9 protein-coding genes are annotated in these 23,464 nt (G+C 45.8%); all 9 read left to right on the top strand.

Annotation, left to right across the window (positions count from 1 at the left end; translation table 11 throughout):
- Nucleotides 1–18 precede the first annotated feature (18 nt).
- Nucleotides 19–3,534 carry a SusC/RagA family TonB-linked outer membrane protein gene (locus ACKWCC_RS17620; protein WP_413997288.1) on the top strand — a complete coding sequence of 1,172 codons (3,516 nt, stop codon included), beginning with the start codon at nucleotides 19–21 and terminating at the stop codon, nucleotides 3,532–3,534.
- Nucleotides 3,535–3,611: 77 nt separating this feature from the next.
- Nucleotides 3,612–5,117 carry a RagB/SusD family nutrient uptake outer membrane protein gene (locus ACKWCC_RS17615; protein ID WP_413997287.1) on the top strand — a complete coding sequence of 502 codons (1,506 nt, stop codon included), beginning with the start codon at nucleotides 3,612–3,614 and terminating at the stop codon, nucleotides 5,115–5,117.
- 271 nt (nucleotides 5,118–5,388) lie between these two features.
- On the top strand, nucleotides 5,389–8,940 hold the full coding sequence (locus ACKWCC_RS17610) for a VCBS repeat-containing protein (RefSeq protein ID WP_413997286.1): 3,552 nt from the start codon (nucleotides 5,389–5,391) through the stop codon (nucleotides 8,938–8,940).
- 29 nt (nucleotides 8,941–8,969) lie between these two features.
- A complete protein-coding gene (locus ACKWCC_RS17605) occupies nucleotides 8,970–10,598 on the top strand; it encodes a glycoside hydrolase family 31 protein (protein WP_413997285.1) in 1,629 nt (542 codons plus the stop codon).
- Entirely contained in the window at nucleotides 10,595–12,220 is a 1,626-nt protein-coding gene (locus ACKWCC_RS17600; RefSeq protein ID WP_413997284.1) for a sulfatase family protein, read from the top strand. The genes ACKWCC_RS17605 and ACKWCC_RS17600 overlap by 4 nt, the downstream gene beginning before the upstream one ends.
- Before the next feature lie 56 nt (nucleotides 12,221–12,276).
- The gene (locus tag ACKWCC_RS17595; protein ID WP_413997283.1) at nucleotides 12,277–14,241 is read left to right on the top strand and encodes a glycoside hydrolase family 97 protein; all 1,965 of its coding nucleotides are present in this window, start codon (nucleotides 12,277–12,279) and stop codon (nucleotides 14,239–14,241) included.
- 54 nt (nucleotides 14,242–14,295) lie between these two features.
- A complete protein-coding gene (locus tag ACKWCC_RS17590; RefSeq protein WP_413997282.1) occupies nucleotides 14,296–19,227 on the top strand; it encodes an Ig-like domain-containing protein in 4,932 nt (1,643 codons plus the stop codon).
- A gap of 40 nt (nucleotides 19,228–19,267) precedes the next feature.
- Nucleotides 19,268–20,530 (top strand): TolB-like translocation protein, encoded by a 1,263-nt coding sequence (locus ACKWCC_RS17585; RefSeq protein ID WP_413997281.1) that lies wholly within the window; start codon nucleotides 19,268–19,270, stop codon nucleotides 20,528–20,530.
- A 69-nt stretch (nucleotides 20,531–20,599) separates the two neighbouring features.
- Nucleotides 20,600–23,407 carry a glycoside hydrolase family 2 TIM barrel-domain containing protein gene (locus ACKWCC_RS17580; RefSeq protein WP_413997280.1) on the top strand — a complete coding sequence of 936 codons (2,808 nt, stop codon included), beginning with the start codon at nucleotides 20,600–20,602 and terminating at the stop codon, nucleotides 23,405–23,407.
- Nucleotides 23,408–23,464 lie beyond the last annotated feature (57 nt).

Here is a 23,464-nt window from a genome sequence, read left to right as displayed (position 1 = left end):
AAAACCAAAATTAAAAATATGAAAAAGCCCTACAACTATCAAGATTTTCTCAGGCCTTTTTTTTCCATAAAACTTGATTTGAAAATGAAATTTTCTTTGTTTTTACTCCTTATCGGTATATTTCAACTTCAAGCGGAAAATGGGTATGCACAGAAAACAAAAATAACCCTTAATGTGCGGTCCGTTTCTGTAATAGATGTAATGAACGAAATAGAAACTACTTCCGATTTCAGGTTTTTCTATAGCAAGGATGATTTGAACCTGAGCCGAAGGATAACCATTAAGGCTAACGAAAAAGATATTAGATATGTTTTAAGCAAACTTTTCAACAATAGTTCCGTCAGTTTTAGAGTAATTGAGAAGCAAATTGTCTTAACGCCGCGGACGAAAGCGGTAAATGTAGGGGTAAACTCGAATACCGACAACACCAAAAGCACACAAGAACCAATCGTCGTAACTGGAACTGTAACAGACGATGAGGGGGTTGCTTTGCCGGGAGTAAATATTGTGGAGAAAGGTACCAGCAATGGGGTTTCCACCAATTTTGATGGCGAGTATAACATTGAGGTTAGTGATAAATCTGCGGTACTGGTTTTTAGTTATCTCGGTTTCAAGAACCAGGAATTACCTGTTGGGGAATCTAAACAGATCAATGTTACTATGGCAGTAGACGCAGAAACCTTGGGAGAAGTGGTGGTGGTCGGCTACGGTACACAAGAAAGGGAAGATGTTACCAGCGCCATATCTTCGGTAAAGGCCGCCGATATCGTTCGTAATTCCGTGCCTAGATTAGACCAAGCACTCCAGGGCCGAATTCCTGGGGTGGCCATCTCTACGAACGATGCCTCACCGGGTGGCGAGGTAAGTATTCGAATTCGTGGTTTCTCTACGGCCGCCCAAAATGGAGATAATTCGCCCCTATTCATTATCGATGGTGTGCCTACAAAAAACGGCATCGACCTTCTTAACCCAAACGACATTGCATCGGTAGATGTATTGAAGGATGCCGCGGCATCATCCATCTACGGGGTACAGGCAGCAAATGGGGTCGTGGTGATTACGACCAAACGGGGAACTGTTGGCAAATCAAGCCTGACCTTGAATATGCACACCGGCATAGGTGAAGCATGGCGGCAAAATGTCCAAGTACTTAACCCTAGGGAGCAGGCCATTGTCAACAACATAGCGGTATTAGATCGAAACACCAGACCTGATGGCAGCGTGATTCAAGAGGGGGAAGATGGATTTTTTCCACAGAATCCGTTTTACACAGACCCGCAGTCGCTTCCCTTAACGGGAACCGATTGGCAGAAAGTAATTTTCAGAGCGGCACCTTTTAGTGATTTGAACCTAGCCTTCAACGGAGGTACTGAACAAACACAATACGCGATGTCCGCAGGGTACCGTTCACAAAAAGGGGTCATTATCAACAGTGATTTTGTTCGTTATTCAATACGTGGAAATGTAGACCACAAAGCTACCGACTTTCTGAAATTGGGCACTAATTTCATTTTTAGTCAAAACGAACTTGGAGGAGTTGACACCAACATCAATTTTGATTCGGTCACCTTTTCTGCCTTGGGATATTCACAGCTCTTTCAACCAAGAAGACCAGACGGACAGTACGATGTTACACCCGTTGGGCCAGTGGAATACTGGGGTGGTGCAAAACATCCATTGGCCACCGCTGAAAGGGCTGATAGACGAAATATTAGAAATGCCATTACAGGCAGCCTATATGCCGAATTGGACTTGTTAAAAAACCTTGAATTCAAATCGCTTTTTGGTTATAGCCGGTTTTTTGGTACATCAAAGATTTTTACGCAACCAGCAGTTAAGGATGAGGACGGCATCAACAACCCGGCAGTTTCAAATTTAAACGAGAACTCCTCCAATTCGGTCAATCTGAACTGGGATAACTTCTTGACCTATTCAAAGAATGATGGGAGTCATGATTTTACCGCAGTAGTTGGCTCTTCGGCCCAATCTTTTTCAGATGAATTCATATTTACAAGACAAGACGGTTTTACCGATACCACTCCTAGCAGACGGTTTATCGGTTTTGGTGATCCCAACAGATTAATTGCGAACAGTAATCGTGGAGAAAGGTCGCTGCTCTCGTTTTTCGGTAGGTTAAACTACTCTTACAAGAATAAATATATTTTACAGGCCGTATTGCGAAGGGACGGTGCCTCGGTTTTCGCCGAAGATTTGAGATGGGGTACGTTTCCCGCTTTTTCCGTGGGATGGAATATTGCTAAGGAAAATTTTCTACAGGATAGTAAAGTCATCACAAATATGAAGCTTAGAGGTAGCTTTGGGGAATCGGGTAACTTTAACTTGGGAGATAATTATTTAATATTCAACCGACTTTCAGCTGGAAGCAACTATCCCTTCGGTGGAAGCTTACAACCTGGTGTTCGTCCCTCCCAGCTGGGCAACAGAACGATTTCATGGGAAACAAATGACCAGCTCAATGTAGGTCTTGATGTATCGCTTTTTAACAATAAACTCGATTTTACGGTCGATTATTATAAAAAGACAACCCGTGATATGTTGATCAGAGCCGCCATTCCAGCAGTAGGAGGTGGTGCTGAGGCACCCCCACAGAATTTAGGTCGCGTTCTGAACAGAGGTGTTGAATTTGCTGTATCGTACAATGGTTCAATAGGTAAAGATTTTAATTTTAATGTAACGGCCAACGGGGCTACTTTAACCAATGAGGTGCTAGACCTTGGTGGCGATGAATTTGTAATCACCGATAACAGCTCGGTAGCTTTCCGTATTGATGAGCCAGTAACCCGGGCCGTGGTGGGTAGTACTATATCTTCCTTCTTTGGGTATCAATTCGACGGTATTTACCAAAATGAAGCAGAGATTGCGAATGGACCTACTCCCGATACCCCGAACGTACAGCCAGGTGATGTGCGATGGAAAGACATCAGTGGTCCCGACGGGGTTCCCGATGGTATCATTTCTCCTGACGACAGAACAGTAATTGGGGATCCCATTCCCGATTTTACCTACGGATTCACCTTGAATGCCCAATACAAGAACATTGATTTTAGCACCTTGTTTCAAGGGGTATCAGGAGTGGATATTTTCAGTCTGGTATATCGTAATTTAAATGATGACGCCGGTGGTGGGGGTAACAATCGTTTGCCCGATGCACTCAACGCATGGTCCGGTGAAGGCTCGACCAATACCTTCCCAAGAATATCTTTTAACGATCCCGCGGACAACTATCGAGTATCAGACCGCTATATTTTTGACGGCGACTATTTAAGACTTCGAAATATTGAATTGGGATATACATTTCCCGAGACAATTGTGGAGAGCTTGGGGATGAGGCGATTCAGATTTTATGTCGCGGCACAAAACCTGTTTACTTTGACAAACTATTTTAGTTTTGACCCGGAGGTAGGCCAAAATACCAGGAGCGGTGGTGGAAACCGGGACTTGGAACTCGGTATCGACAAAGGAGTATATCCGCTACCACGAAACTTTTTGATGGGTGTTAACATTACATTCTAGATGGTGCTCATACAACAAGAAACAAAACGAATCGGCGGACTGCTGATGAAACAATACTGTTTATTCAAATAAAAACTATGAAAACAAATAAAATTATTACAAAGGGAATCGTACTGATACTCGTAGCCATCATAACGGGTGCTTGTGAAGACTATTTAGAAAAAGAACCCATAGATGTCATCGTAGCCGACAACTTCTATTCCAACGAGGAACAGGTATTTCAGGCACTTGTAGGTGTGTATGACGCGATGCAGACCCGTGCTATGTATGATTTAAACATGTGGCGAATGGTCGATGGGCCTACGGATAACTTACGAGGCAATACCGGGGCACGCGAATTGGCCGAGTATGCGGCTAGTACCACCGACAGAACCCTTCTTTCAACCTGGCGCGGTCTCTACGATGGTATCAATCGCGCCAACCTATTACTGGAGAACATTCCAAATGCCCAAGGACTCGACCCTGAAATACTCAATCGATTTGAAGGCGAAGCCAAGTTCTTAAGGGCCCTTTTCTATTTCAATTTGGTAAATCTATGGGGTGAAGTACCTTTGGTATCCGAAGTGCTACCCGCTGATGAACTGACAATTGCGCCATCATCTGTCGAAGATGTTTATGCCTTTATCGAACAAGATCTTAAAGACGCCATAGAAGGCTTACCACTTAACTCTGAACTTGGGTCAACCGATACGGGAAGAGCTACTAAAGGGGCCGCCCAGACCCTATTGGCAAAGACTTTTCTATATCAGGAAAAATGGACGGATGCCATTACCTTCGCCAATGAAGTGATTGACTCAGGGCAATATAGTCTTCAGGATGATTTTCTTTCCATCTTCCAAGAAAGTAATGAATTCAACTCTGAAATCATATTTGCCGTAGTCTTCTCACCTCAACAAGGCGAAACTCAACTTACCTCACAATGGATGGAACCTCAAGGATGGGGCCAGTCAACGCCAACCGAAGATTTGGTGGAAGCTTTTGAACCCGGAGATGAACGTATGAATGCAACTGTAATTCAAGAGGGAGATTTCATGATAGAACCAAGTTTTGAGGTACGATCAGCAGGGTACGAGCTAGCACCGGGCGAAACTATAAGTGAGGATTTTATTTCAAGAAATAGGGGCGAGACCTTTACAAAACTTTGGTGGGCCAACAAATTTTGGTCAAGGGATGGGTGGCTAAATAACGTTGCTGCCCCTGACAACGCCATCGATTTTCCTGTATTACGCTATGCCGATGTCATATTGGTTCTCGCCGAAGCCTTGGCAGAAAACAATGATTTGACGGGTGCTTCTACCGAGCTGAACAAAATCAGAAATCGTGCTGGCCTGCCCAATGTGGAGACGGTCATTGATGTTTCCAATCAAGCGGAATTACTTGACAAAATCTATAATGACCGGCGATTGGAATTTGTTAACGAATGCCAACGGCTTTATGACCTCCGACGTTGGGGCATTGTCATTGACCGATTAAATGCTGTTGAAAAGCAGGCTATTGCACCCAGAGATTTGGAATATCCCTACCCGCAGGAAGAAGTTGATCTGCACAACGGAACACTACAACAAAAACAAGGTTGGAATTAGATTTTTGTAATTATGTTTTGAGTTAGTTTGATTGAAAGAACGGGGAAAGAAATTCTCATCTTTCCCTGTTCCCAAACTACAATCCATAAGCTCTTTAACATAGGCTTTCTGAACATTGTCTTCACCTTATTTTGTTTCTAAACAAGCTCTGGGCAAGCTCTCGAAATATTAAAGGAAATTCTAGGTAAAAATATCGACGTAAGTCTGTTCAAACTCCAATTGCAAAGGCTTTAAACATTAAAATCACGATTATTTAGCCAAGTTAAAACGAATGAAAACGATTTATCTCACTGCTTTACTGGCCGTCATATCATCGTTTTCATGTACGAATACATCCGAAGGCTTAGAAAATAGATCGCAGATGGCTCAACCAATCTTCCATAAAATACCGGAATCAATCAGCGGAATTGGTTATAAAAACCTGATTTCGGAAAACGATTCCATCAACATACTTCGATACGAATATCTCTACAATGGCGCAGGAGTGGCTGTGGGGGATTTCAATAACGATGGCCTACCCGATACTTTTTTCGCCGGAAATCAAGTGAATGACCGATTATATATGAACAAAGGCAATATGAAGTTTGAGGATGTCTCTGAAGAATCGAACATTGCCTCTAAAAGCGGTTGGTCAACCGGTGTCAGCGTGGTTGACATCAATTCAGACGGCTTCCTCGATATTTATGTGTGCCGTTCCAATAAAAAAGTTTACCGGTATTCCAAAAATGTATTGTGGGTCAATAACCAAGACGGCACCTTTACCGAAATGGCCGAAGCCTATGGCCTCGCCATTACGCCCAGTGCCACCCATGCCGCCTTTTTTGATTATGATAAAGACAGTGATTTAGATGTGTTTATCCTCATTGATGAGTATGACACTTTTGACCCAAACTCCATAAGGCCAAGACGTACCGACGGTTCTGCCCCAAATACCGATATGCTTCTTGAAAACATAGGTATTGATGCTCAGAAAGGTCATGTGGTGTACCGTGATGTCAGCAATACTTCCGGAATCGTGTTCGAAGGCTATGGTTTGGGCGTAAGCATCAGTGACATCAACGGCGATAGCTGGCCCGATATTTATGTCTCCAATGATTACAATTCTAATGACATCTTATACATGAACAAGGGCAACGGCACTTTTGAAAATAAGGTGGCCTCCGTTTTACGGCATCAGGCAACATCATCGATGGGATGTGACATTGCTGATTTCAACAATGACGGCCTAGTAGATATCATATCGTTAGACATGCTCCCCAAAGATATTCAAAGTCAAAAACTGATGATCGGGTTCGTCGAAAACACCAGGCTGAAACTTCAAACCCAAATGGGTTACGAACCGCAGTTCATACGCAATATGCTGCAAGTACATCAAGGGATGGATGCGCAGGGCGAACCTTATTTTAGTGAAATCGGGCAATTATCGGGTGTTTATAAAACAGGCTGGAGCTGGGGGCCGCTGTTTGCCGATTTTGATAATGATGGAAACAAAGACCTTTTTATAACCAATGGCATCCCTAAGGACCTTACCAATCTCGATTATATCGATTATCGAAAATCAAGTATACGGCCGGGCACCGATGCGCAAACCTTTGTACGCTTAGTAACCGAATACATGGCAAACCTTGACTATCTGAAAGATAAAAATCAACTGTTTCTCAATAATGGAAATCTGACTTTTTTAGATCCAGGCGATCGTTCAGGATTGACCGAAAAAATATGCTCCAACGGGGCCAGTTATGCCGATTTGGACAACGATGGTGATCTAGACCTGGTGATTAATAATTTGAATGCCACCTCCGCGATTTATAGAAATAACACCAGAGAAAATGGTTTGGATTCCAATTTTTTGAAAGTAGCGCTATCGGGCGAAACACAAAACAAGAGTGGTGTTGGTGCAAAAGTCACCCTTTATCAGGGCAAGGAACTGCAATACGTGGAAAACAATCCGTATCGAGGGTTTCAGTCGTCGACCATGGGCCCAATGCACTTTGGTCTTGGAACAACCGCCAAAATTGACTCCGTGAAAGTGGTTTGGCCTTCCGGCAAGCAGGAAATATCGTACGGTATTGCATCCAATCAAACCATTTCATTCGATGCGTCCAAAGCAATGTATCCTACCCAAAAAGATGCAAAAGAGAATCCACCTCTTTTTGAGCGTGCGAACGAACCTCCGGGCATCAATTTTAAACATTCAGAGCCAGCATTTAACGATTTCAATTATGCGCCTTTGCTGCTTCACAAGTTTTCAAAACAGGGGCCGGGCATTGCCGTTGGTGATATCGATAACAATGGCTTGGAAGATATTTTTATAGGAGGGGCTTACAAACAATCCGGAACTTTTTTCCTACAAACGGAAGAAGGAACTTTTTCTAGCCAAAACCTCATAATTGGAGAAAAGAAGGAAGAAGACACCGGCGTGTTGCTGTTCGATGCAGACGGTGATGGCGACCAAGATTTGTATGTCGTGAGCGGTAGCGGCGAGTATGGGGCATCTTCTAAGTACTACCAAGATCGGCTTTACGGCAACGATGGAAATGGGAATTTTAAAAAACTGAAAGGTCGGCTTCCCGAAATAAACGTTACCGGATCGATCGTCGCCGCAGCGGATTATGATAAAGATGGCGATTTAGATTTGTTCCGGGGCGGTCGGGTGGCCATTACCAAATACCCTGAATCTGTCAAAAGTTTTCTACTCCGGAACGACAACGGAAAATTCACGGACGTAACGGCCAACAACGCTCCTGGGCTGCTCGAAGCAGGGATGGTCACTTCTGCCTTATGGACGGATATCGATAATGATACATGGCTCGACTTGATCGTAGTCGGTGAATGGATGCCCATTACGATATATCGAAATGACAATGGCACACTCACAAAGAAGATAGATGTACCACAGTCAGGGTTTTGGAATTCCGTTTCAGGGGGTGATTTCGACAACGACGGCGATATCGATTACGTATTAGGAAATTTAGGCCTCAATTCGTCCCTTAAAGCTTCGAACGAACATCCCTTGACCATATTTTCAGATGATTTGAACAATGATGGTGTCATAGACGGCATTATCAATAGTTGGGAAAAAGATACCGCTGGGGCAGCACAATTGGTTCCCATCCACCCAAGAAATACCTTGTTCGAGCAACTGATCGGCCTCAAGAAAGCATATCCTGACTATGCCAGCTATGCCACCGAAACCACGGAAGGTCTGCTGCAAAAAATACAACTGAATGACATACCCAAAAAATACATCAACGAAACACGAACCGGCTATCTCGAAAATTTGGGGGATTTTAAATTTCGATTCAAGCCCTTACCCATAGAAGCGCAATTTGCCCCTGTAAACGGCACGCTCGCCACCGACGTCAATAACGACGGTAACTTAGATATTTTATTGGTTGGCAACGACTATGCAGTGAATGCTTTGATTGGTCAGTACGATGCCTTGAATGGTCTCGTCCTCTTAGGGGATGGCAAAGGAAATTTCGCACTTATGGAAGAAAATACAGGGTTTCATGTACCCGACAATGCCAAAGCTTTGGCCCTACTTTATAATAAAAGAAAGGAGCCGTTGGTAATAGCTACAAGAAACGATGCAACGAGCCAGGTCTTTAAGCTCCAAAAACAGTTCGATAGACTGATTCGTCCACTTGAAAATGAGACCCATGCGATGATTACCTTCAACAACGGCAAGAAACGAAAAGTAGAATTTTATAGGGGTGGTTCGTATTTGTCACAGTCTTCGAAAGCCATACCGTTTACCGATGCCATAGCGTCGATTATAATGGTAGCGATCAACGGAAAAGAACGTGTGTTTGAAAATTGATTTAGGAGGGAAACAATGCAAAAGATAAAATGAGAAAGCAGATAGGATACATAATAACCACGATCGCGATTTTGATAGGCAACCCAGTAGTTTCCCAAAAACCGATGCAACAGTTGGATTTAGATGCCGATAAAAACTGGTGGGCAGGTATTATCAGTATGGGGGAAATGATGCCCTTGTCTAATTCACTGACCATTGATATGTACGGCAATAATTACGGCAACCAAGTTCAGCCATTGTTGCTCTCGGATGCAGGGGACGTAGTATGGAGCGAAACACCCTTTCAATTTTCTTATGAAAATGGAAAACTCGTTGCCATTGGCGATTATGGTACGATAGCCCACCATAAGGCTGGAAAATCACTTAAGGAGGCCTTTCAATATGCCAACGCCAATTATTTCAACGCTTCGAGGCGTATGCCAAGCGAAGCATTCTTTCGCGTACCCCAATACAACACTTGGATCGAGCTTACCTATAACCAAAATCAAAAAGATATTCTCGAGTACGCCCATAATATCATCAAAAATGGTATGCCTCCGGGGATTTTGATGATCGATGACAATTGGCAAGAAGATTATGGGACATGGGCGTGGCATCCCGGCAGGTTTCCCGATCCAAAAGCGATGATGGAAGAACTGCACCAACTTGGTTTTAAGGTAATGCTTTGGGTGTGCCCCTTTGTGAGTCCCGATAGTGCCACTTTTCGGGAGATGGCACAGAAAGACCTTTTTATAACCTCAAAATCTGTTGAAGAAGACAAAGCAGGGCTGCCCACTGAACTTCCGAAGAGACATCGGCCCAAAATGATTCAGTGGTGGAACGGCGTGAGTGCGGTCTTAGATCTTTCCAATCCCGATGCGGTAGCTTGGTTCAAAAAAACATTGGATTTCTTGCAGTCAGAGTATGGTATAGACGGATTTAAGTTCGACGCCGGCGATTCAAGCTACTATACCCAGGGCGAAAGTGTCAAACCCATTTCGGCCAATGAGCATACCCGGCTGTTCGCCAAAATAGGGCTTGATTATCCCTTCAATGAATACCGGGCCACCTGGAAAATGGGCGGTCAACCCCTGATCCAGCGGTTAAGGGACAAAAAGCATACGTGGGAAGACCTTGAAAAACTAGTCCCCCAAATGGGGCTCGCAGGTATCATGGGGTATCCCTTTAGTTGCCCCGATATGATTGGCGGTGGCGCGTTTAGATCATTTTTGAACGATGCGGAAATCGATCAAGAATTGATTGTTCGCTCCGCACAAAGCCACGCCCTGATGCCCATGATGCAATTTTCAGTGGCCCCTTGGCGCGTATTGAACGAAACTCATTTGAATGCGGTCTTAAATGCGGTCAAATTGAGGGAAAAATTCTCGGATTATATCCTCAAAACAGCCCAAGAAAGTTCCCGGACGGGGGAGCCTATTTTACGGTTACTTGAATATACCTATCCCCATTCGGGCTATGCAAACGTCAAAGATCAATTTCTGTTGGGCGATACCCTGCTGGTAGCGCCCGTTCTTGAAAAAGGGGCCACCAAACGAAAGGTTGACATTCCTCCTGGAAAATGGAGAAGCTTTACCGGCAAAACAATCAAGGGACCCAAAAAGATTACGGTTTCCGTAGGTCTTGACGATCTGCCTTATTTTGAAAAACTGAACCTATGAAAAAGGTAGGTATTACTATTGTGATGTTGCTGTTGGCAGTAGGGCTCTTGATCGGCTGTTCTTCCAAGGAGCGTTCTGATGCGCACAAACGACCGAATATTTTGATCGCCATGATGGATGATGCCTCCTTTCCACACGTCGGCATCAATGGCTGCACCTGGGTAGAGACCCCAAACTTTGATCGCATAGCTCAGGAAGGTATTCTCTTTTCGAACGCCTACACGCCCAACGCGAAATGCGCACCTTCCCGTTCTTCCTTTTTGACAGGCCGAAATTCTTGGCAATTGGAAGAAGCGGCAAACCATTGGTGCTACTTTCCTGAAAAATTCAAGAGTTTTTTCGAGTCGTTGGCAGACAATGGATACCATACCGGTTTTACGGGCAAGGGATGGGCACCGGGGGTCGCCACTATAAACGGTAAGCCCAGATTTTTGACCGGTACGCCCTTCAACGACAAACAAACCGAAGTACCCACAACCGGCATTTCGAAGACCGACTATGCCGCAAACTTCGAGAATTTCTTAAACCAGAAAACAGAAGAAGAACCCTTTAGTTTTTGGTTCGGCTCAAAAGAACCCCACCGCGATTATGAATACGGTTCGGGCATCGCCAAGGGGAAGAAAAAATTGGCGCAGATTGATTCCGTCTATGCCCATTGGCCAGATATCGATTCGGTACGTACCGATTTGCTTGACTATGCCTTTGAAATCGAATATTTCGATAAGCAACTCGGCAACATGCTGCGACTGCTGGAAGAAAAGGGAGAACTTGACAATACCTTGATCATCGTAACCGCTGACAACGGTATGCCTTTTCCACGAATTAAAGGTCAGGAATATGAGCTATCCAATCACATGCCGCTGACCATGATGTGGAAAAACGGAATTGAGCAACCCAATAGAAAGGTTGACGACATGGTCAGCTTTATCGACCTTGCACCTACCCTTTTGGAAATTGCAGAAATAGCCATCGAAAAAAGTGGAATGATGCCCATGGAAGGGAAAAGCCTGACCGATATTTTCCGTTCAAACGACCAAGGCGTAATCGACCCGGCAAGGGATCACGTACTCATCGGTAAGGAGCGCCATGATGTAGGCCGCCCCGATGATGTGGGGTACCCCATTCGCGGCATCGTAAAAGGGGACTATCTGTTCGTTGAAAATTTTGAGACCGACCGATGGCCGGCCGGCAATCCTTCGACCGGCTATCTGAATTGTGACGGTTCACCCACAAAAACCACCCTATTGCATCTCAAGGATAGGTCGGAGGACAGCCCTTTGTGGGAACTGAATTTTGGAAAACGACCACCCTTCGAACTCTACAACATCAAAGAGGATATCCTCTGCATGAACAATTTGGCCCATCAATCGGGCTACCAGACAATGGTCAATGAGTTGCGCACTCAAATGTGGGATCAACTCAGGGCCCAAAATGATCCTAGAATACTGGGGCATGGGGAAGTTTTCGATCATTATGAATACGCCGACACCAGCGGGGTCAATTTTTACGAACGATATTGGAACGGGGAGGAATTGAATTCCTCATGGGTCAGTCCGACCGATTTTGACCGTGTAAAAGAAGAAGTGTTGCCCAAAAAGAATCAAAAATCAAATTCCGACTAATGCCAAGAACGTACGGTACATATCTAGAAATAAAGTCCAATAAAAAAAATAGGTTGATGAGCCACATCCTATTTATCTGGGCCGCCCTCTTTTTCACTTTCGCAACGACAGCGCAGCAGACCTTTGAGATTTCTTCTGAAGACCGCAATACGCAGGTAACGGTAAGCGTCGGAGAAGTCATCTCATTCGAGGCGAGCAAATATGGGAAAAAAGTTATTGAAGGTGTCGAAATAGGCCTGGGCCTCTCTAATAAATACTTAGGGAAAAATGCCAAAGTAATCCTCGACAAGATCAACGAGAAACGGGACGATATCGAACCTGTGGTTCCTCTAAAAAACAAAATACTCCAGAATTCGTACCGGGAGCTCGTTCTTACCTTCAAAAAAAGATTCTCCCTGCATTTTAGGGTCTACAACGAGGGTATCGCCTACAGGTTCTCCACCGCACTAAAGGGCGATATCGAAGTGGTCTCCGAAAAAATGGAGGTTACTTTTCCAGAAGGTTCCCTTGCTTATTTTCCTCTAGAGGAAAGCATGTATTCCCATTACGAAAGGGACTATCTCAAAAAAGAGGTCAAAGATATTGCGGACGGGCAATTTGCCTCACTCCCCGTGCTTTTCAAAGATAATGCTGACATCTCTGTGCTTTTTTCGGAGGCAGACCTTTATGATTATCCCAATCTGTTTTTACAAGGTACGGCTTCGTCGAAGCTGCGAGCTATATTTCCAAAGGCTGTCCTAGAAACAAAACCAATGGATTCCTTGCCCGACCGTAGTGAGATAATCACCAAAGAAGCGGATTATATTGCCAAAACAAAAGGAAAGCGAACGTTTCCCTGGCGCGTCTTTGCCATTACCGATGAGGATAAAGACCTCTTGAACAATGAGCTGGTCTTCAAGCTTTCAAGCCCCTTGGAAATTGATGATGTTTCTTGGATCAAGCCCGGAAAAGTGGCGTGGGACTGGTACAATGCCAATAATATCCACAGGGTGGATTTTGAGTCCGGACTGAATACGGAAACCTATAAATACTACATCGATTTTGCCTCGAAATACAATTTGGAATACGTCATCCTCGACGAAGGTTGGACCAAGACGACCACAGATATCCTGCATTTCAATGAGCATATTGATGTAAAAGAATTGATAGCCTATGGCAAACAGAAGAACGTAGGTATCATTTTATGGTGTTTATGGAAACCGCTCGACGCAGCTTTAGAGAACATTTTAAAAACCTATGCCGAGTGGGGTGCCAAGGGAATTAAGGTTGATTTTATGCAGCGTGGTGATCAGTATATGGTCAATTCTTTGACTCAAATCGCCCAAGAAGCGGCAAAAAACCAACTCTTGGTCGATTTTCACGGTTCCTATAAGCCAGCTGGTCTTCGAAGGGCCTATCCCAATGTAATCAGTTATGAAGGCGTCAAAGGCAGTGAGAACAATAAATGGTCGGCCGACATTACGCCCGAGCACAATGTGACCCTACCCTTTATCCGCAATGTCGTGGGACCTATGGACTATACCCCGGGTGCGCTGAGCAATGCCCAAAAGGAAAATTTCAACATCAGTTTCTATCGACCTATGAGCTTGGGTACCCGGGCCCATCAGGTTGCGATGTACGTAGTTTACGAGAGTGGTCTTCAAATGCTTTGCGATACCCCTTCCTCTTATCTAGACGATGAGCATACGGTTGAATTTATTTCCAGAATTCCGGTCACTTGGGACGAAACACTTCCCTTGTTCGGCGAGGTCGGCGAAGCCGTAATGGTGGCCAAAAGAAAGGGCAATAACTGGTATGTCGGGGCCATGACCAACTGGAAGGAACGTAGTCTTTTACTCGATCTTTCATTCCTTCCGAAGAACAAAACATATACGTTATCGCTATACCGTGACGGTATAAATTCCAATACCTACGCGGAGGACTATACGGTTGAAAAAATGGAGGTGACCAGTATGAGCCGAATCCCTATTGAAATGTCAAAAGGCGGTGGATGGACCGGTATTTTAAACTTCAATCCATAAAATTTAGAATTTAACGCACCTTTTGAATAATAAACGATCTCGTAAATAACACCCATGAGAGCAACGGTAAAGCAAGGGCAGAGAAAAAATTTCACCTGGCAACAAAAACTACAGCTAAAGCGAGTCTTACCTGGGATGCTTCTCGTGGCAATGATACCTATGAACGCTCAAGAGTGGCAGTACAATGGTCTTCGCAATACAGAACAAAAAGAAGCCGGTTTTATCGGTAGCGAAGGGGGCAACTGGCCCCAAGCCTTGGCAGTCAGTAGCGACGGGGAATTTCTGATGATGGGTACCGATGTAGCTGGGCTTATCAGAACGGACAATGGGGGCAATCTTTGGGAACAGGCCAATGCTGGCTACACACCTCGAGGCAACTGCGCTTTGGCCATCGACCCAAACAATGCCAATAAGGTATTGGCCGTAGGCGGTAACTCGGTTCCCTCCCTCATCGATAAAGTGTACAATGGTGTACATCTTTCCAAGGATAAGGGCAAGACCTGGAACCAAGTCGTAGAGGCCGACGTCTGTGGCTATCGCGATATTAGGGAACAGGTCGTTTGGGACGCCTCGAGCTTTGATGCGGCCATCGGAGGAAGTGCCATCGCCTACTGGAGCCGGGCTGGAAGGTCTTTTTGCAACAACCTTCCCGACCGGGGCGAAGTACTGCCCGGTCTTTACAAATCAGAAGATGGTGGGGAGAATTGGGTGTTATTGCCCAACTCGGCCGCCTACGGACAAAGTATATTGAAAGTACATCCCACAGAAGGCTTCGTCTACGCTGCAAGGGAAGACGGCTTTTATAAGAGTACCGACGGAGGCGCCACCTTTACCTTAAAAGAACCGGGAAATATGACCGGGATGGACGTGGTGCCCACGCAACCGAACAATGTATACCTCAGCAAGGCAGACGGTATTTATCTTTCCAATGATGCCGGGGAGACCTTCACACAAATAACCGCTACAAATTATCCCCCAGGAGCATTTTTTATCAAAGTGAGTCCGGCAAATACCAATAGAATGATGATACAGCAGGAAGCGGAGCCCTTCTTCAACCCTTGGTTCTACTCCGAGGATGGGGGCGTCACCTGGACCGAATCGTTCATCGATGATGCCTTGGCCTTTTTGCCCCAAAATCGAGGAAAGAAGCTTTATCCTATTTGGCATCCGACCGATGAGAATATCGTTTGGACCAGTGGGGGTGACTGGATTACCCAAAGCACCGACGGCGGTAAGAACTTCGTGTTCAAGAACAATGGCAACTCCATGATCACCCAAACCGGGTTCTTGAATTTTAGCGTCGAGAATCCAGATATCGTGGTCGTCACCAATCAAGATTACAACGCCGCAATCACTACCACCAGAGGCGATACGTATAAATACTTGAATACCTCCGGAAAAAGCTTTGGTGGCTTCGCCTACGGAGGCTATTCCCCAGACGGAAAAACCATTTTTGTACGCAATTCCCCGGGAAGCAACAGTGCCCCTCGTGAATTGGTCATCTCCTTTGATGGCGGGGAAAGCTTCAACATGACCGGTATTGTTTCCGGTGGAAGACGTACCGGATATAGCGATCCCGAAAACAAGAATATTTTCTTTTTGGGGGATTTAAGAAGTGAGGACGCCGGCCTGACCTGGAGCACCATGGCAGATTGCGATGGGGTTTTCACCCATAACCGCAGCGATTCTGGCGAGCTGTTGGGAATCAAAGGTACCAGCGTGGTCAGTTCGATGGACAGCGGATTGACCTGGAGCGTTATCTTCACCAGTGAAAGCGGTCAGGAACTGGAGGACATGGCACACGATCAGATCAACGATATTTTCTACGCCGTATCAAAGAACCACCTCTACAAATATGAACGGGTGACCCAAACACTGACCGACATTACCAACAATACCCCGATCGACCAACTAGATCAGCGGCGGGTTTTCAATACCGTTGCGGTTGATCCCGTAGTGACCGATATCGTGTACACCGGCAGTTCAAAGGATGTCTATGCGACCGACGTGGCGATAAACCGCTCACTCGACCGGGGCCAAACCTTCATACCCCTGACCAAAGCGCCCCGTCATGGCAATGTTGACGGTGGTCTCGATGCAGGTCGAGAGGTCACCTGTGTGCGGGTACATCCCGTAACCCGAGAGGCCTGGGTAGGCTGTGGCGTCTATGGGCTGTGGAAGATACCCGCGCCAAATGGCAACGTACCCCCGACCATTGACATCAAGGGAACCTTTGAGGGTGCCTTCTACGAACAGCCTTTTGAAACTGATTTTGAGGTCAACGCTGCCGATAGTGACGGTTCAATAGACCGGGTAGAATTCTATATCGATGGCCAAAAGGTCTTTGAAGATGTTGATGCCCCCTACAGCTTTCCCCTGCGATTGGACCAGTTGGGTACCTTTGTCGTTCAGGCCCGAGCCTTTGATAATGAAGACGTTTATACAAGTTCTGAAGAGGTGAGTTTTACCATTGCCCCTTCCGGAACCTATGCAGAAAATTTCGATGATGGTGAGGCGCAGGATTGGAATTTCAGTATTGGAACCTGGGAAGTCGTCGGCCAAGAACTTACTACCCCCGAAATAACTGGCAACAAAACCGCTATTTACGAGGGGGCCGATTTTACCGATTTTACCTACGAGCTCCAAGCGACCCCGTCCATCGGCAACGAATACGGTGTCTATTTTCAATATCAAAACAGTGATAACTATTTTTTACTACGAATAGACCCGAACCCGAAGGAATTCAAATTAACGAAGAACGAGAATGGCACCCTTACGGAAATTGCCCTTGGCACCTACTCCAACGGTGGGGTCAGGACTTCCAATTCCGTGAAGATTACCTACCAAGAGAACAAGGTCGGGCTGATTTTAAGCGGAGAGACTGTTTTAGAGGATATCGATGCCGAGACCTTTGCCTCAGGTAAAATCGGGCTCTTTGCCAATTTCAATTCGTTGGTCTTCGACAATATTCTGGTAACACCCTTGGTTCCAATAAGCAAGGCACCGGTCGTTACCATTACCTCCCCTGAGGACGGTGCGGTATTTCAACAGGGTGAAGCCGTAACGCTACAAGCCGAAGTACAGGAAAACAATGCACCCATCGCCAAGGTCGAGTTTTTTCTGGATAGCACCAAGGTTGGGGAGAAAACAGCGGCACCGTACGATTTCGTGCTCAACGCTTTAAAGCCCGGTTCGAACGCTATCGAAGTCGTGGCTACGGATGAAGAAGGAATTACGGGATCGGACCAAATCAGTATCAATATCGCATCAGAGGGATTGTACCTCGAGGATTTCAATGATGGCATCGCCCAAGGTTGGAAAGCCATTCGGGGCGATTGGGCTGTCGTTGACAGTATCTACAATACGGCCGAGGTAATCCAAAATAAACTGGCCGTGAACGACAGTTTGGTATTTGAAAATTTCATTTACACCGTCGAGGCGACCCCAAGATTTCAAAATGCCTACGGTTTGGTTTTTAACTACTCCGATACCGAGAACTATACCTTCGTACGCGTAAGCATCAACCCCAAAGAGGTCTCATTGATAACGATCGCCAATGGTACTCAAACCGTACTCGCAACCGAAACCTATGAGGAAGGTACCAACAATGAAAAGAACACCTTAGCGGTAAAAAATGAAAATGGCGAGACAACGGTTACCCTAAATAATGTGCTGATTCTTGATGCTATAGCAACTTCGGATCAAGGCGCTGGCAACATAGGTTTGTACGCCAGTTTCAATCCCGTGGTCTTTGATAACGTTCAAGTACAGTCCACCGACACACCCGAACGAAGTAGCATCGGCGAAATCGGAAAATCGGAGGGAAATCATACCTGGACTACCGTGGAACTGGAACGAAACTTTGAAAACCCCATAGTCATCACGAGCCCTTTGTCAACTACCGGGTCTCAACCCGCAACGGTTCGGGTGCGAAATGTCACGGGCAATAGCTTTCAATGGCGGGTAGATGAATGGGAATATTTGGATGAAATCCATTTAACGGAAGAAATCTATTATTTGGTCGTGGAACGCGGGGTACATGAACTGGAAAATGGCACTACGCTGCAGGCCGGTACAGCTAGGGCTAGTAGTACCTTCAATACCCAGATTCTGAAAATGCCTTTTAACTCCGCTCCCATTCTTCTTACCCAGGTGAGCACTGAAAATGAGGCGGAAGCCGTGGTGGTATCGGTCAAAAATGTGAGTCCCGATTCCTTCCGTTTGAAATTGAGCGAAGAAGAGCGGGGCAATCCCAGCCAGAAAAATGGGAATGGGCAACGTAATCGTGACCACATACCTGAAACCATATCATGGCTGGCCATAGAGAGCGGATCAGCAAACGGTATCGGAACTGACTTCTTTGAAGCCGTTAAACTGCCAGCAGCCGATATCCATACGCCTTGGACGGTCATCGACTTTCTACAAACCTATTTTAATGACGAGCGGGCGTTTTTTGCCGATATTCAGACCGTGAACGGTATCGACCCGGTAAATTTGAGAAGAAGGCGAAATGTATCGAACGGGGTCGATAGTTTTGGTCAAGATAAAATCCAGTTATTTGCACAAGAAGAACAATCAAGAGACTTCGAAACCAACCATGCGCCGGAAGCAATAGGATATTTGGTATTCAATGGTTTGGGTAGCTTGATGGGGTATACGTTCAATACGGAAAATCCATCGAACAATCGAAGTACCTTGGCCGAGAACAGCGAGGCAATCGCATCTGGGGAAACACTGACCATTTCGGTAGCTACCAACCCCATAAAAGATAAGACCGTTGAACTGTCTTTTTTTGGTCTGGATATCGTTCCCCGAGAACCTTTTTCACTCCTGATTTATGATTTATCGGGAAATTTGATTGTCGAGCAGGCGCTGATCAGTGCCGAGTCGGTAACCGTACCCGTTGAAAAACTTGGGAAAGGAGTTTACATCATGAAACTGGCCCTCCCGTCAGAAAACAAAGCATTTAAACTGTTGGTTGATTGATTTTCAGCCCAATAAAAACCGATAACAAATTCATTTATCTATGAAGCATTCCTTATTCATCTTAGCACTCCTGGGGCTTATGTCCTGCAAACAACAGCCGAAAGATACTGTGCCACAACAGCAAGCGAAAAAGACCGCGGTAAATACCGTCAATTTTCCAGAGGTTTCAGAACCCATTCAGTTGATAGACAACGGAAAAGAGCATCTGTACGCCAGTTATTACGGTATCAATTCGTTCAGCGCCAATCAGAAATACGTCACGGTATTGGAGACCGATGTCAAGCACCGGCTGCCAACAGAACAGGATACGGCCACCTTAGGTATGGTAGATTTGGAGACCTTGGAGTTTATTCCACTGACCACTACCCGGGCGTGGAACTTTCAACAGGGCTGTATGGCTCACTGGTTGGGTACTTCGCCAGATTCGTTGATTATTTACAACGACCTCCGCGACGATAAGTTCGTTTCGGTGATCATGAACGTGCATACCAAGGAAGAGGTAAAAACAATACCCTATCCGGTAAGTGCCGTATCTCCTAACGGAAAGGAAGCGGTAAGCATCAATTTTGCCAGGCTACGCCTTACCCGTTCCGATTACGGCTATGGTGGGGAAGGACAGAAAGCCCAGCCCGAGGTACGTTTTCCAGAAAACGACGGGCTGTTCTTGGTCGATTTAGAAACGGGCGAGGGAAAATTAATACTTTCCATTGCCGATGTAAAGGATTCAGTGCCGGAAATACCGGAGGATGGTATGGAATACTTCAACCACACCCTGTTCAGTCGCGACGGCAGCAAGATCTTTTGGCTGGCCCGTGCCACTCCAAAAAGAAATACGACTTCTTTCACCATCAACAGAGACGGCACCAATCTTCAACGCTGTTTTCCAGATAATTGGGGCGGCTCACATTTTGACTGGTTGAGCGACGATAAATTAATGGTTACCGCAAGCTATGAGGCAGAACAAATGTCACATATTCTCTTCACCGTGGGACAGAAGAATTACAAACGACTGGGCAATGGCCTGCTCGACTTCGACGGTCACGGTACCTTTTCGCCAGACGGGAAATGGATGATCACGGACACCTACCCCAGCAAGAACAAACTTCGGGAACAAAAGATATATCTGATGCACATGGAAACAGAAGCGGTGTTGCCTTTGGGAATTTATCCTGAACCAGCGGAATTCGAAAAAGGCCATCGCTGCGATATCCATTGTCGATGGAGCCCCAAGGGCGATATGGTCGGATTCAATTCCACCCATACCGGATCGCGCCAGGCCTACCTCCTAAAATTTGATTTTTAGCTCTCCAGCGATAAAGGAAAAATACATCAGCTTTTTTTATAGTCTAGTTCGTCATCAAACAATAATTCAATGAATTCAAAAACACTGCTCCTTTTGTCCCTCGTTCTTTGCTATTCTTTCCATCTTTTTGGTCAGAAGACCGAAATCGTTTTTCTGTCGGGCAAAGATGCCGCCCGTACGGTTGAATGGGACTTTTATTGTACCGACGGTCAAAACAGTGGTAAGTGGTCAAAAATACCAGTACCCTCAAATTGGGAGTTACAGGGCTATGGAACTTACAATTACGGCCATGACCATAAAAGGAAAGACGTAAAACTGGGGAAGGAACACGGGCTGTACAAACATGAATTCGAAGTACCGGCTTCTTGGAAAGGGAAAACAGTGAAAATCGTCTTTGACGGTTCCATGACCGATACCAAGGTGAAAATTAATGGCAAATCGGCCGGAAAAATGCATCAGGGAGCCTTCTACAGGTTTAAATATGACATCTCAAAACTGCTAGACTATGGTACAACCAATTTGTTGGAAGTGGACGTCGCCAAGCATTCAGCTAATGCCTCCGTTAACGCGGCCGAACGCCAAGCCGATTTTTGGCTTTTCGGAGGTATTTTTCGGCCTGTTTTTTTAGAGGTACTTCCCAAAACCCATATGGCCCGCACCGCGATCAATGCCAAGGCAGACGGTTCGTTCCAAACCTTAATCGAACTGAACAAATCGAAGTCCGATTATTCCCTAGCTGTCGAATTATTCGATATGACCGGTAACCCAGTTGGAAAGGCGCAACAGTATGATATTGGTAAAGGGGTATCGGAAAAGACGATTTCGGGAAAGTTTGAAAATGTAGCTTCCTGGAACCCAGAACGCCCGACCTTGTACGACATGAGAATATCCTTGAAAAAAGGGAATGACCTAGTGCATCAAGTTACCGAGCGCATCGGTTTTAGAACCGTCGAGCTTCGCGAACACGATGGCTTTTATGTAAACGGTGAAAAAGTGGTCTTCAAAGGGGTCAACCGGCATTCCTTTTGGCCCGAGACCGGTCGTGCCCTCAGTGAGGAACACCACCGTACCGATATACGACTGATGAAAGAAATGAATATGAACGCCGTGCGAATGTCACACTACGTGCCTGACAAACGGTTTTTACAACTATGCGATTCCTTAGGTCTGTTTGTACTCGATGAAGTAACTGGCTGGCAAGATGGCTACGACACCACAGTAGGCCCTAAATTGATCAAAGAAACGGTGCTCAAGGATGAAAACCACCCTAGTGTAGTCGCTTGGAACCATGGTAACGAAGCTGGTTGGGACTTTGCCAATGAGAAATGGTTCCACCATTGGGATCTTCAAGAACGCCCCGTTATCTACCCATGGTTGTTACGCAACGGTATCGACACGCATCATTATCCAAAATATGATTATGCCGTAGGCCGGTTCGTCGACGGTAACGCACCGTTCATGCCCACTGAATTCTTACATGGTCTCTATGACGGCGGCCACGGGGCCGGATTAAACGATTATTGGACTAAATACAGTGCCTCTCCCCTATTTTCGGGCGGATTTTTATGGGTCTTGGCCGATGAAGCCGTACTGCGCACCGATCAGGCGGGAACCGTATTTGACAGCGACGGCAACAATGCCCCGGACGGAATTTTAGGGCCACACCGTGAAAAAGAGGGAAGCTTTTATACCATCAAAGAAATTTGGTCGCCAGTACAGGTACGGCCCGTGACCATTAACGACAGCTGGAACGGTAGCTTGTTCCTTGAAAACAAATTCATCTACACTAATCTCAAGGAGTGCCGATTTGAATGGGAAGCCGTAAAAACGGAAATAGGCCGCCAAGATGAAACGGTTATCGGAAGTGGTACCGTACCTAGTCCGGATGCCCTGCCCGGCGAAACGGCACGGGTTGACATTGAAATGGAGGTACCGTTAACGGAAGCCGATATATTCAGGTTTACGGCTCTGGACCCTCAAGGCAATGAATTGTATTCCTGGAGCCGGCCGGTAGTGCAACCCGAAGTCAAAGCGGCGGCCTATCTGTCAAAAAACTATGCCGAATCGGAAATACAGATTACCGATGAAAATAACCGTGTCATCGCAAGAGTCAGTGATTTGAGCATTACCTTCAACAAGGCTGATGGCACCCTTAAAGGTATCGAGAATGCAAAAGGCCCAATTTCACTTGCCGGCGGACCGGTTCCTGTTGGTACCGCTGCGGAAATTGAAGATGTGCAAATGGGAATTACCAAAAAGGGAGACTATCAAGTCACCATCCGGTATACCGAATACCCAAAGAAACTGGTCTGGACCGTCAAGAAAAACGGTTTGCTGGGTCTAGCGGTCGACGCACCCTTGCAGACCATGAATGACTTAGACTATTTGGGGGTTACCTTCAACTATCCTGAAGAAAAAGTAAATGGAATTACATGGATGGGACGCGGCCCCTACCGTGTTTGGAAAAATAGAATCAAGGGGAGCAACCTAGGGGTATGGCAGAAAGCGTATAATAATACGGTCACTGGTGAAAGTTTCAACAATTTGGTCTATCCAGAATTTAAAGGCTATCACGCCGACACCTACTGGATGACGTTCGATACCGACGAGTCTGACTTCACGATAATTTCCGAAACACCAAACCTCTATTTCCGGCTTTTTACACCGGAAGAACCAAAACACGTGCGAGGCGGGGTATATCCTCCCTTTCCAAAAGGTGCTATTTCATTCTTATACGAAATACCGGCTATAGGCACCAAATTCAATATGCCGGATCGGTTGGGGCCAAGCGGCCAAAAAGGAGCTTTTAACGCCCGGGAAGGAGATCAAACGCCGCCTATAAAGGTGTGGTTCGATTTCCGAACGAATCGACCATAAGAAGTGATGTAATTGGCCCAATCAAGATTGATAATCAATCAACATATGGAAATCTAG

The organism is Maribacter aquimarinus (assembly GCF_047345505.1).
Classification (GTDB): domain Bacteria; phylum Bacteroidota; class Bacteroidia; order Flavobacteriales; family Flavobacteriaceae; genus Maribacter.
Note: the sequence above shows the minus strand (reverse complement) of the source record. Positions and strands in the feature narration are given on the sequence as shown.